Annotated in this window: 12 protein-coding genes; 7 read left to right on the forward strand and 5 right to left on the reverse strand. The window is 67.2% G+C overall.

What is annotated here, in order from left to right; all coding sequences use genetic code 11:
• Window positions 1-15: 15 nt before the first annotated feature.
• Both JZ792_RS06570 and JZ792_RS06575 read right to left on the reverse strand, forming a co-directional pair.
• Window positions 16-432, reverse strand: a complete 417-nt coding sequence (locus JZ792_RS06570) for an ArsR/SmtB family transcription factor (protein WP_216907870.1) — start codon at window positions 430-432, stop codon at window positions 16-18.
• A complete protein-coding gene (locus JZ792_RS06575; RefSeq protein WP_216907872.1) occupies window positions 432-1088 on the reverse strand; it encodes an SRPBCC family protein in 657 nt (218 codons plus the stop codon). The genes JZ792_RS06570 and JZ792_RS06575 overlap by 1 nt, the downstream gene beginning before the upstream one ends.
• Window positions 1089-1202: 114 nt before the next feature.
• On the opposite strand from JZ792_RS06575, the gene pip reads away from it, so the two are divergent.
• Window positions 1203-2195, forward strand: a complete 993-nt coding sequence (gene pip, locus JZ792_RS06580; protein WP_216907874.1) for a prolyl aminopeptidase — start codon at window positions 1203-1205, stop codon at window positions 2193-2195.
• A gap of 3 nt (window positions 2196-2198) precedes the next feature.
• Here the strand turns inward: pip and JZ792_RS06585 are convergent, their stop codons facing one another.
• Window positions 2199-2861, reverse strand: a complete 663-nt coding sequence (locus JZ792_RS06585; protein WP_216907876.1) for a TetR/AcrR family transcriptional regulator — start codon at window positions 2859-2861, stop codon at window positions 2199-2201.
• A 134-nt stretch (window positions 2862-2995) separates the two neighbouring features.
• On the opposite strand from JZ792_RS06585, the gene JZ792_RS06590 reads away from it, so the two are divergent.
• The 6 genes from JZ792_RS06590 (at window position 2996) to JZ792_RS06615 (ending at window position 9876) form a co-directional block, all read left to right on the forward strand.
• Window positions 2996-4141 carry an acyl-CoA dehydrogenase family protein gene (locus tag JZ792_RS06590; protein WP_216907878.1) on the forward strand — a complete coding sequence of 382 codons (1146 nt, stop codon included), beginning with the start codon at window positions 2996-2998 and terminating at the stop codon, window positions 4139-4141.
• Window positions 4142-4238: 97 nt separating this feature from the next.
• Entirely contained in the window at window positions 4239-5135 is an 897-nt protein-coding gene (locus JZ792_RS06595) for an NAD(P)H-binding protein (RefSeq protein ID WP_216907880.1), read from the forward strand.
• Entirely contained in the window at window positions 5132-5809 is a 678-nt protein-coding gene (locus tag JZ792_RS06600; protein ID WP_254189396.1) for a CPBP family intramembrane glutamic endopeptidase, read from the forward strand. Before JZ792_RS06595 ends, JZ792_RS06600 begins: the two co-directional genes overlap by 4 nt.
• 72 nt (window positions 5810-5881) lie before the next feature.
• A complete protein-coding gene (locus JZ792_RS06605) occupies window positions 5882-6811 on the forward strand; it encodes an ADP-ribosylglycohydrolase family protein (protein WP_216907882.1) in 930 nt (309 codons plus the stop codon).
• Between the two features lie 121 nt (window positions 6812-6932).
• Window positions 6933-8195, forward strand: coding sequence for a TMEM143 family protein (locus tag JZ792_RS06610; protein WP_216907884.1), 1263 nt, complete (start codon window positions 6933-6935; stop codon window positions 8193-8195).
• A gap of 427 nt (window positions 8196-8622) precedes the next feature.
• Complete coding sequence (locus JZ792_RS06615) at window positions 8623-9876, forward strand: PucR family transcriptional regulator (RefSeq protein WP_216907886.1); 1254 nt, start codon at window positions 8623-8625, stop codon at window positions 9874-9876.
• Window positions 9877-9967: 91 nt separating this feature from the next.
• On the opposite strand, the gene JZ792_RS06620 is transcribed toward JZ792_RS06615, so the two are convergent.
• Together JZ792_RS06620 and JZ792_RS06625 are read right to left on the reverse strand one after the other, a co-directional pair.
• Window positions 9968-11383: an FAD-dependent oxidoreductase gene (locus JZ792_RS06620; protein ID WP_216907888.1), complete on the reverse strand. Its 1416-nt coding sequence runs from the start codon at window positions 11381-11383 to the stop codon at window positions 9968-9970.
• 14 nt (window positions 11384-11397) lie between these two features.
• Window positions 11398-12285 carry an AurF N-oxygenase family protein gene (locus JZ792_RS06625; RefSeq protein ID WP_216907890.1) on the reverse strand — a complete coding sequence of 296 codons (888 nt, stop codon included), beginning with the start codon at window positions 12283-12285 and terminating at the stop codon, window positions 11398-11400.
• Between the last annotated feature and the right edge of the window lie 215 nt (window positions 12286-12500).

Raw genomic sequence — 12500 nt, forward strand, 5'->3', positions numbered from 1 at the left:
GCACCCGGAGGAAATCTAACCCAACCGCCGCGATCCGCCCTCGTCCTCACCTCCGGCGCTTCCCCGATCGTGCTCGTACCCGGCTCGGCGCGCCGCGCGTTTTCCACGGGCGACCTCGGTGGCGAGTGCGTCGAGCGGCTGCGCGAAGAGTTCGATCGAGGGGATGAGGCCGCCCAACCACGTCCTGGCGACCTCGATCCCGGCGGTGTCGATCGCGTAGATCCGGCGGGTGCCCTCGGCCCGAACGGTCACGATCCCGGCCTCCCGCAGCACTTTCAGATGCTGGGAAACGGCGGGCTGGGAGATCGGCGCGTACGCGCGCACGGCCTCGGCCACCGCGCCCGCCGACATCTCGCCGCCCGCCACCAGTTCGAGGATGCCGCGGCGGACGGGATCGCCCAGCGCCTCGAAGATCTTCGCCGCCGCCGTCATCAGGACTCGGGACCGTCCTCGGGAACGGTGGTGTAGAACACGATGGTCTGCTCGGCGGCGGTATACGCCTCCGTGGGATCGTCACCGTCGCCGATGGCCGCGTCCGCCCAGCCGCTCGCGCAGGTCCTGATGAAGGTGATGCCCTCGGGGGTGGTGTGGAGTTCCTCCGCCGCCGCGTGATCGACGGCCTCGCCGGTCGACAGATGCAGTCCGAGTCCCATCAGCGCCAGATCCCAGCCCACGCCGACGGCGCCCGGTCCGTACTGCGTCCAGAATTCCGGATCGACCTCGGCCTCGTGCACCAGTTCGAGCTGGGTGCCCTCCCCCTCGGGGCTGAGGTTCACCTCCACCCACGACACCTGCGGCCCCATTTCCCAGGTCACCGCGAACCGCTTCGGCTCCTCGCACACTTCGACGACACCGCCCGCGTTGCCTTCGAGTTGATAGCTCCCGCCCACCCGCAATTCGCCACTGACGGGCATGAACCAGCGCGGCAGCCGTTCGGCGTTTGTCAGCGCGTCCCACAGATCGGCCTGGTCGGTCGGGTACGTGCGCCGCGCCACGGCGATCCGCGTCGGCGTGCCCGCGCGCGAGCCGGAGCGGACCTCGCGGGTCACCAGGCCGGCCACGGCGGCCGGATCGGTCAGCAATGTCATGACAACCTCCTTTTATAAGTTTCTACTTATATTATCAGGTACGCGCCGCGGCGCCGTCATCCCCCGACAACGCGCGCCTGGCGTGTCCGAGCGCCGACGGCCAGGATGGACCTCATGGCGACAACCCGAGAGACCGCCGAAACCCCGCCCGCGCTCGGCTTCCCGCCGATCGAACCGTACGATTCCGGCCTGCTCGACGTCGGCGACGGAAACGAGATCTACTGGGAGACAAGCGGAAATCCCGAGGGCAAGCCCGCCGTCGTCGTCCACGGCGGGCCGGGCGGCGGCGGCACCCGCGGATCGCGGCGGACCTTCGATCCCGACGTCTACCGGATCATCCTCTTCGATCAGCGCGGATGCGGCGAGAGTCGCCCGCATGCCTCCGGGCACGATGTCGACCTCGCGTGCAACACCACCGACCATCTGCTCGCCGATATGGAACGACTGCGCGAACATCTCGGCGTCGAGCGCTGGCTGATGTACGGCGGATCCTGGGGCGCGACACTGACACTCGCCTACGCCGAGCGGTTTCCGCGACGTGTCGACGCGATCGTGCTCGTCGCCGTCACCATGACGCGACTGGAGGAGATCGACTGGCTCTACCACGGGCTGGCCCGGCTGCTACCCGCCGAATGGGAGATCTTCCGCGACGGTGTCCCGCCCGAAGACCGCGACGGCGACCTCGTCGTCGCCTACGACCGCCTGCTGCGACATCCCGACCCCGACGTCAGGATGCGGGCCGCGCGGCAGTGGTGCGCGTGGGAGGACGCCGTCATCGCGCACGAGAACCTGGGCTCTCCCGGCCAGTACGGCGCGAAGTCCGAGACCGCGATGCTGGCCATGGTGCGGATCTGCGCGCACTATTTCGCCCATGCCGCATGGCTCACCGAATGGCAACTGCTCCAGGAGGCGGGCGCGCTCGCGGGCATTCCCGGCGTGCTCGTCCACGGCCGACTCGACCTCGGCTCGCCGCTGACCACCGCGTGGGAACTGGCGAAGGTGTGGCCGGAGGCGAGACTCGAGATCGTCGACGACGCCGGGCACACCGGAAGCGCGGCGATGGGACAGGCGATCATGCGAGCGATCGACGCGTTCGGCCGACGCTGAACGTCACGGGGGCGGCAGCGGCGCGCGGGGATCGATGGCAATGCCGAGCGCGCGCAGGCGATGGTCGATGAGCAACCACGATTCCACGACGAGGGTTTCGACCAATTCCTGCTCGGTGCTGCCCCGATGGGTCAACCACCAGCGCACCGAGGCGTCGATGAGACCGAGCAGCGCCACGACCAGCCGGTCCGCGGCCGCGCGGTCGGCGCCGAAACGCGGGATGTAGCGGGTGGCGGCGGCCGAGATCTCGGAGGCGAAGGCGCTGCCGCCGACACTCGGATCGTCGTTGCCGCGGCGATAGTTGCGCCCGAGCAGGAACCGGTACAGGTTGGGATGTTCGTTGGCCCAGCCGACGTGCTCGGCGACCGGTGCGCGAATGATGTCGAGCGGGGTGCCGTCGATCGCGAGCGCGGCGCGGATGCGTTCGGTCAACTCCTCGTGCGCGCGCCGGGCGATGGCCAGATCCAGTTCTTCCTTGCTCGCGAAATGCCGGTAGAAGTGGGTGCGGTTGAGACCGGCGCGATCGGCGATCTGGCCGGTGAGCGCGTTGGGCCCCTGCTCCTCGATGGCGGCGACGGCGGCATCGATGATGGCCATGCGACGGTCTTCGCCGCGATTGCCCGAACGCCGGGTGACGGCGGTATCGGTCCAGCGCTGATCTGTCACACCGATCACGCTAGCCGACCTTTCGGGCCGCTCAGACGTATTCCTTGCCTCCCGGCGTCATATGGGACACACTGTACCCGCTAATTCTGGTTACAAATATGTACCCAGTGCTGTGCCGAGCCTGAGGAGTCTCGATGACCGCGCACCGGTCCCCGTGGATGAACGACGATCTCGACGCGCTGCGCGACCTCGCGCGGGCGTTCTTCGAGAAGGAGGTCGCACCGAACGTCGACAGGTACATCCAGCAGCATCACGTCGACCGGGAGCTGTGGAACAAGGCGGGCGAACTCGGCCTGCTCTGCCTGTCCATCCCCGAGGAGTACGGCGGCGGTGGCGGCACCTTCGCGCACGAGGCCGTCCTCATCGAGGAGCAGGCACGGGTCGTCGACACCGCGTGGGGTCAGAGCCTGCACAACGGCATCGTCGCGCACTACCTGCTGCACTACGGCACCGAAGAACAGAAACAGACGTGGCTGCCGAAGATGGCCAGCGGCGAAGTGGTCGGCGCGATCGCCATGACCGAGCCCGGCACCGGATCCGACCTACAGAACGTCAAGGCCAAGGCGATCCGCGACGGCGACGAGTACGTCGTCAACGGATCGAAGACCTTCATCACCAACGGCGCGCAAGCCGATCTGATCATCGTCGTCGTCAAGACCGACACCAGCCAGGGCGCCGCGGGCATCAGCCTGGTGCTCGTCGAGGCCGACCGTCCCGGCTTTCGTCGCGGCCGCGTGCTCGACAAGATCGGGCAGAAGGGCCAGGACACCTCCGAACTGTTCTTCGAGGACGTCCGGATCCCGGTCACCAACCTGCTCGGCGCCGCCGAGGGCCAGGGTTTCTTCCAGCTCATGCAGCAATTGCCGCAGGAACGGCTGATCATCGCCGTCGGTTCGGTGGCGGGGATGGAAGCGGCGCTGGAGCACACCGTGCGCTACACCAAGGAGCGCGAGGCGTTCGGCCGCAGCGTCTTCAATTTCCAGAACACCAAATTCAAACTCGCCGAGGTGGCGACCGAGGCCAGGGTGGCTCGGGTGTTCGCCGACGACTGCATCGTCAAGCACATCGCGGGCGAACTCGACATTCCCACCGTCGCGATGGCCAAGTGGTGGACCACCGACCGCGCGCTGTCGGTGGCCAGTGAATGTCTGCAACTGCACGGCGGGTACGGCTACATGACCGAGTACCCGATCTCACGGATGTGGGTCGACAGCCGCGTACAGATGATCTACGCGGGTACCAACGAGATCATGAAGGAGATCATCGCGCGCACCCTGTGATCGACGCCCGCGGCGCGCTCCGGTCTCAGTAGTGTGGCAGGAGCACCACCCCGGGTCGGCCCGGCCCGGTCCGCTCCCGTCACGGAGAGGATGCGAGATGACCGTGCTCGTCGCGGGTTCGACAGGTTTCATCGGTGGGCGACTGTGCCCGGCGCTGGAGGAGGCCGGGCACACGGTCCGCGCCATGACCAGGCATCCCGACACCTACCGGGGCGCGGGTGCGCCGGTACGCGGTGACGTCGGCGACCCGGAATCGCTGCGCGCGGCCATGGACGGAATCGAGGCCGCCTACTACCTCGTCCATTCGCTGGCCGCGGCCGATTTCGAGCGCCGCGATGCCGAGGCTGCGCGCAATTTCGGGCGAGCCGCCGCCGAGGCGGGTATCGGGCGCATCATCTACCTGGGCGGCCTCGGCGAGGACGGCGACCAGTTGTCCGCGCATCTGCGCAGCCGCCGCGAGGTCGAAGGACTGCTCGGCGCCGCGGGCGTTCCCGTCACCACATTGCGCGCCGGGATCATCGTCGGCCACGGCGGCATCTCCTGGGAGATCACCCGGCAACTCGTCGAACACCTGCCCGCGATGGTGACCCCGCGCTGGGTGCGGACCCGGACCCAGCCGATCGCGGTCGACGACGTGATCCGATACCTGGTCGGCGTCCTCGACCGGGAGGAAGCGACCGGGCGCACCTTCGACATCGGCGGACCCGATGTCCTGGAATACATCGATATGCTGCGCCGGGTCGCCGGGATCGAGGGCAGGCCGCTGCTGGTCGTTCCGGTTCCCCTGCTGTCGCCACGGCTGTCGTCGGCGTGGCTGTCGCTGGTCACCGATGTCGACAACCGCACCGGACGCTCACTGGTCGACTCGATGGTCAACGAGGTGCTCGTCCGCGATACCGCCATCAGGGAGCTGGTGCCCTTCGAGCCGATCGGCTACGACGACGCGGTACTGCGTGCCCTCGCCGAGCGGGCGGGAGTGCGGCCCTCCTCATGAACCGCAGCGCGAAACGTCCGTGGCGCAGGATGACCGACGGACGCGACCGGTATCGGCTCGCGACCGCGGGCGTCTGGGGCGTCGGCACCGGACTGCTCGGCGCGTCGCTGGCCTCGCGACCCGACAGCGCCGAGTTCTACGGTTTCACCCTCGCCACCGCCGCCACCTTCACCCTCGGCGGCCTCGCCGCGACACCGCCCGCGGCCGGACCGTCGAAGCGGCAGGTGCTCACCCCGGTCGTCATCGGAGTCGGCGCCTTCGGCGTCTTCTACGGCTGTGCGCTGGTCGTCCGGCGGATCCCCTTCCTGCGCAACGCGATCGCGGGTGTCCTCCAGTACGCCGAACGTGGCTCGACTCCTCCGGTGCTGCTGATCGCACTCGCCAACGGCGCGGCCGAGGAGATCTTCTTCCGCGGCGCCGTCTACGCCGCCGTCCCCGAACGTCCGATCGCGGTGTCGACCCTGGTCTACATGGGCACCACCGCCGCCACCCGCAATCCCGCCCTCGTCCTCGCCGCAGCCGTGATGGGCGCCCTGTTCGGTGCGCAACGCCGCTGGACCGGCGGGGTGCGAGCGCCGATGATCACCCACCTCACCTGGTCGACGCTGATGATCCACTTCCTCCCGCCCCTGTTCGCCCCGGCGGCGAGCGCGGGAACCGATACCGAGCGTTGACCAGCCGGCGATTTCGCGCGCGGGGGCGAGCGTCTTGCGGACGACAGTCCCGCTTGGCAGGATTACTCCCGCATGCCGAATACCGATCCCGCCCGTGACAGCCTCGACGGCCTGTCCGTCGGCGACGCGCTGGGAGCTCAGTTCTTCGTCCCCGGCACCTCCGTGACCGAATTTCTCGCGGGCCGAACGCCCGCGCCTCCGTGGCCGTGGACCGACGACACCGAGATGGCCTGTTCGGTGTACGCCGAACTCCGCGAACACGGCCGGATCGACCGGGACAGGCTCGCCGCCGTGTTCGCCGAGCGCTGCGAACCCTATCGGGGTTACGGCGCGGGCACGGTCGTCGTGCTGCACGAGATCCGCGACGGACGCCCGTGGGCCGACGCGGCGGGCGCGGGCTTCGACGGGCGAGGATCCTGGGGCAACGGCGCGGCGATGCGCGTCGCGCCGCTCGGTGCGTATTTCGCGGGCGACCCGGACCGAGCGGCGGCGCAGGCCGCGCTGTCCGCCGAGGTCACCCATCGGCATCCGGAAGCGATCGTGGGCGCGATGGCGGTCGCGGTCGCGGCGAGTCACGCGGCGGCGACCCGTGCGAGCGCGTGCGCGCCCGACGAATTGCTGCGGGCGGTCGAGCCGTATCTGGTCGACGGACGGACCGCCGACGGCATTCGACGCGCCGGGACACTACTGGGCCGATCGGTCGCCGAAGCGGCGTATCAGCTCGGCAACGGCGCGCAGGTCAGCGCCGCGGACACGGTGCCGTTCACGCTGTGGGCGGCGGCGACCTTCCTCGACGACTATCCGTCCGCCGTCACCGCGTGCGTCGAGGCCGGCGGGGATGTGGATACGACGGCGGCGATCGTCGGGGGGATTGTCGCGGCGCGTACCGGCGTCGGGCAGCACGGTCGACTACGTGGTGTACCGCAGCGGTGGTGTTCCGCGCGTGAACCCCTACCCCCGTGGGCCGAGTCACCGCGCCGATCACCGACGAACGCCGACTGATATCGCGGGCCGCCGAAGCACCCACGCCGTGTCGGGATTCCGAACGGTCATGGGGCGGTCGATCATCCGCGTCCTGCCGTGATGGAATCCGACGGGCCCGCCCGCCGACAAGGAGTTGCCGATGGATACCGAACACTTCCTGCCGTTTCGCAAGAGCGCGGTGATCTCGCTGTGCGCCGAGGAGTTGCCCGACGGGGAGCGCGCATCGTTCCTGGAGTTCGCGCGTCTGCTGGCGGCCCTGGTGCACTACGGATTCCACGCGCGCGGTGACGCCGCGCTCGATGCCTATCAACTGGTCGATCCGGCCGAGGACGTGCGGATGATCCGCGCGGCGACAGCGCGGGACCGGGCGGCGGCGCGGGCGATCGTCGAACGTGAACTCGTCGCGCTCGCCGAGGCTGCCGACTTCACGCGCATCGACGCCGCCGAGATCGACCGCGCCTTCGCCGAACACTCCCTGGTGAAGGTGCGGCTGGAAGTCGACGACGACGATATCGACACCGTGATGTTCTTCCGGCGCGGAGTGACACAGCGCAGCGAGCAGGTGAAGTCGCTCTACGGGTTGCGGCGACGCAGCATCGAATTCACCAGCTATTCCAAGGTTCTGGTCTACATCGCCTTCACCGAGCGCGCGGAGCCGGACGGGGATCGGCCCAACGGCGGCGTTCTGTTGAAACTGTTCCAGAACGTCCCGAGAAACGACCTCGAGATGCTGTATCCGCGCGTCCGCGTGCGCATGAGACCGCTGGACAAGTTGCTGATCGGCGTGCCCGCGGTGATCTCGGGGATCATCGTGCTGGTCACCAAGTTGGTCGCCTCGCTGGGACTGCTGGTGTTGCTGCTCGCGTTCTGGGTCGGTCTCCGTGAGGAATCGGTGCGGCTGGATCAGACCGCGCTCGTCACCCTCGGCGCCGGGCTGGCGGCCTTCGGCGGCTATCTGGTGCGCCAGTTCTCCAAGTTCAAGAACCGCAAGATCGAACTGATGAAGACGCTGTCCGAACACCTCTACTTCCGCAATCTGGACAACGACGCCGGAGTCTTCCACCATCTGCTCGGTGCCGCCGAGGAATCCGAGGTGAAGGAGACCGTGCTGGCCTACCACTTCCTCCGCACCGCCGAGCGCCCGCTCACCGCCGTGGAACTCGATCAACGGATCGAGGGCTGGTTCCGGCAGCGGTGGGACACCACCTTCGATTTCGAGATCCGCGACGGCCTGCGCACTCTGCGGAAGCTGGATCTGCTCACCGAGGACGAGCACGGCGGGCTCGGCGCGGTGACGGTGTCGCAGGCGCGACAGCGGCTGGATCGGCACTGGGACGACGTGTTCGGTCCCGCCTCGTCGACCGCGGCGCTACCGGACAGCGAGCGCGTACAAAGCATATGAGAATGTAATTCTCGTATTCGACATACGCGCAGCTGCCACATGGTGAAATAGTCAGTACATCTTTCTCGCAATGACTCAAACCGCCGAGGCGAGCACCGCACCAGGCTCGCACCAGCAAACATCGGCCTCGATGGACATGCGGGGCGAATGCGGTCCCAACTGCGCCGAAGCACCTTCGGGCAACCCGGAACACAGTTCTCCCGAGGCCCTGTACGTTCTGGGATCAGACTGTTATATTCTCCCCAGAGAGAATGCAGTTTCCATACTCGATGTCGCCGAGGTCGAGCGCGAATCCGAGGCGACTCTCAGGTCAGACTGCGCCGGGTGGTCGTGCCGCGTTCGCGGCGCGCGTACATCGGCACTTTCGCGTGATCCGAACCATTCGGGCACAGGTTGGCACGCCCGCACGGCATGGGAGCGACACGTCATGACCTACTCCACGGCGCACCGGCCCCACGGTCGGTCCCGGTCGGTACTGCGGATCGGCGGGCGCGCGGCATCGACACCGCTGCGCAACGCGGACCGGATCGCCGAACACGTGCTCCGATCCTTCCAAACCTCGGTGACCCCGTCCGGCCCGCTGCCCGCCGAGCAGTTACGCGAAGACGTCACCCAGCTCACCCGGACCTGCCTCGAACTCGTCACCGAAATGCTGGACAAGCGCGAAGTACCCGGCCCCGACCAGTTGGGCGTCGTCTGCGAGGCCGCGACCCAGTGGGCACACGACGGCGTGCCGCTCAGCACCGTCCTGCGTGCCTGCCACGAAGGCGTGCGGGTCGCGTTCGGACTGGTGACCGCGCCCGCGAAGGCGGCCGACGTCGACGAACTGCTGATCGCGGGCGATCTCATGCTCGAGATGCTCAACGCGATCATCGCGGGCGCCTCCGACGCCTACGTCGCCGAACAACTCCTGGTCGCGAAGGAACAGCATTCCGCCGCCGAGACCCTGGCCTCGGCTCTGCTCAGCGGCCGAGGTAGCGCCGCGCTCTCGCGCCAGGCCGGTGTGCAGGTCGCCGACTCGTACCAGGTGGTCGCGCTGTCGATACCCGACGACAACGATGTGAGCATGACCGCCACGGTCGCGGCTCGGCGCCGACTCCGCCGACTACGGGCCGCGATAGCGACGGTCTTCTCCCCGCACGCCCTCGCCGTCCTCAGCGCGACCGGCGGCACGCTGCTCGTCCCGCTCGGCGAGGAGACCGCCCCGATCTTCGAGGCCGACACACTGGCCGAGCTCTCCGAATCCGCCGAGGTCACCCTCACCGCGACGGTCGTCATCAGCGGCACCGAGCAGATACCGGAATCGGCCGATCAGGCGCACGAATTGCTGACCCTGATCCACGCGGGCCAGCGCGCGCCCGGTCTGTACCACATGTCGGATCTCGACATCGAGTTCCAACTCACCCGGGGCGGGTCGGTGACCCGGCGGATCGCCACCATCCTGGATCCGCTGCGCAGCTATCCCGAACTTCTCGACACCGTGCGGGCCTACCTCGCCAACGACATGAACCGGCAACGCACCGCCCGCAGGCTCTACGTGCATCCCAACACCGTCGACCATCGGCTCCGGCGTGTCGCGCAGCTGACGACCATCGATCTGGCGACCTCCACCGGAATCTGCCGGGCGGCGATCGCCCTGCTCGCCTACGACCACGGACGCAACGACCCCGGTCAGACCTGATCGGCGGGCGAATCCGGATCCGGTCGAATACCACGGATCCGGCCCGGCGGAGAACACCGCAGCGGATATTCGCCCGCCTCTCGGCGATCGGTCAACGTTCGAACAGCGCGCCGGGTGACATACGCGCGAGATCCGTGGCCAACTGCGCGACGGTTTCTTCCGCGCACACCCGATTGTCACCGATTCCGCCGGTCGAACCACGCTTCGCCCAACCGGTCACGTACAGGCCTTCGACGGCGTCGCCCGTTCGGGGAGAGATCACCCGTCCGTGGCGATTGAGCACCACACCGTTCTCATCGATGAAAACGCCGTCCATCTCCTTCATTCGGAATCCCGCGGCACCGATGACGGAACTCGACTCGAATACTCGCCCCGTTGCGGTCACGATGCGGGCCGCCCCTCGATCCGAATGCCCGATATCCACGACTTCGTTTCCGAAGGAGAAGGTCACCCGGACCTGTCCGGGTTTCGCAGCGATATCGTCGGGATCCGAGAGGTCCACCGACCCAAGGCCGGGCACATCCCGAAGAAAACGGCCGGAGCCGAATATGTCCACCGGAGTTCCGGCCCGATCGATGGCGAGGTTCACATTGTCCAGATCCGCGATCTCGTCGAACGCGGCGGGGGTGAAAGCCACGCGATTCGACCGGGCCAGAATCACCACATCGGTCACCGCGTCATCGACCGGATCCGTGCTGCCACGCTCGGCGATATAGCGGACGATATCCAGCGCCACATTCCCCGCACCGACGACCAGACACCGCGGGCCGAGCCCTTCGGGGCGAATCGGAACGGGAAGACCTCGGTTATCGGAGGAGAGAATATCGATGGCCTGGTAGAAACGCTCGGAAAGTTCCGGATCCGCCGGGCCGAACGACCGGGGCTCGGAAGCGCCGCAGGCGAGTATCACGGCATCGAAATCTCGCCGGAGATCTTCGATCGAGACGTCGACGCCGACTTCGGTCTCGTAGACGACCGAAACGCGATCGTCCTTGAACGGAACGTCGTACAACCGATCCATCTCGCGAACTCGCGGATGGTGACGCGAAACCCCGCGACGCAGCAGACCGCCGGTCTCGCCGAATTTCTCGAATACGGTGACGCGCACCGAACCCGACCGTTGCAGAATCTCGCGGACCGAATACAGCGCGGCCGGGCCGGAACCGACGACGGCGATGCTCAGGCGGCCGCCGGGGCTGCCGAGCGCCTTCCGGTCGGTGTCCCTGGACGCGGGCACGCCGGACATGATCGTCCTGCCGAGGAAGAACGCCTCGTTGCGGCGGGCGTCACGCTGCTCGAGCAGGGTGAGGTCACGTGCGGGTTTGATCGCGGAGGCCGGGCACGCCTCCACGCACGCGGTGCAGTCGATACACGACCGCGGATCGATGAACAACGTCTCCGCGGTGTCGAACCCGACCTCGCCCGGAGCCGGATGGATGCAGTTCTGCGGGCAGACCCGCACGCACGACGCATCCTTGCAGCAGTGGCCCAGAATAACGTGGGTCAAGATCGCTCACATTTCTAGAGAAGGTTCGACTTGCGGTAGATCCATCGAGCGCCGCCTGTCAGCAGACCTTCTTTGCTCAAGAATTCGATGAACGGCTCGGCCGCTTTCCGGAACATCATCCGGTGATGCTCGCTGCCGTCGATCTCACGCTTCACGACCTCCCAGTCGAATCCCAGGTCTTCGTAGACCCGGCGGTTGATCAGGCCTTTGGCGATGATATGAGTTCCGATCGCGATGATCAGGGAGCTGAACGACCGTCGCAACGCCGACGCACCCGCGAGGCAATCGCGAATATTTCGCCGCGCGAACGGCATATGCCGGGATTCCTCGACGACATGAATATACGACGTGCGGCGAATCGGGGCGGCGACATCGTCGCTCGCCATCCAGTCGCGCTGCATGACGTCGAACATCTCTTCGCCCGCCAGAATGATTCCGTATGCCACCTCCGACCAGGCGAAGGTGCGGAACAGCCAACCGAAAACGCCGAACGACCGGTCCCGCGGGTAGAACCGCGCACCGATACTGCTGATGGCGTTGACGAACATCAACGAATGCAGATTCTCGTCCGCGCATTCGTTGAGCAGGAATCTGACGTCGGCCCGGGACGGATCGGCGCTGTGATTGCGCCGCAACAGTGCCACCTGTAGTCCCAATTCGAGCCAGATACCGACGCCCAGATACTGAGCGACCTCACTTCTGGTGAGCTCCGACCGCTCCGCTTCCGACAGGGAGGCCCAGGTCCGGGTCCCGAACAGCGGCGACCACTCGGGCGACATTCCGTACGAACCCTCGTTATCGAGATCGACCTCGTAGACAGCCGGGTTTCGGGGATCGAAGGACAGTCGGTTCGCCGAGACCAGCAGGTCCTCGAATAGCGAGTTACTGTCTGAAACCGTCATTCCCACTCCTTGTCACCTCGTCGATGAGACGCCGGTCCACGATAAGTCGACACCGGCGGCGCAAGCTACGGATTCTCGCGCCGATGGAAAAGTTGAATACGCGTTCCGAAACTGCTGGAGTAATTCACAACGCCTTGTGACTCATCCCGGCAGGCGATTCGAACGACCCCGGGACGAGCCGTGCCGGACGCCCTCCGGGGTGGCGATCACCGTCC

Source organism: Nocardia noduli (assembly GCF_019038455.1).
In the GTDB taxonomy this organism is placed as follows: domain Bacteria; phylum Actinomycetota; class Actinomycetes; order Mycobacteriales; family Mycobacteriaceae; genus Nocardia; species Nocardia noduli.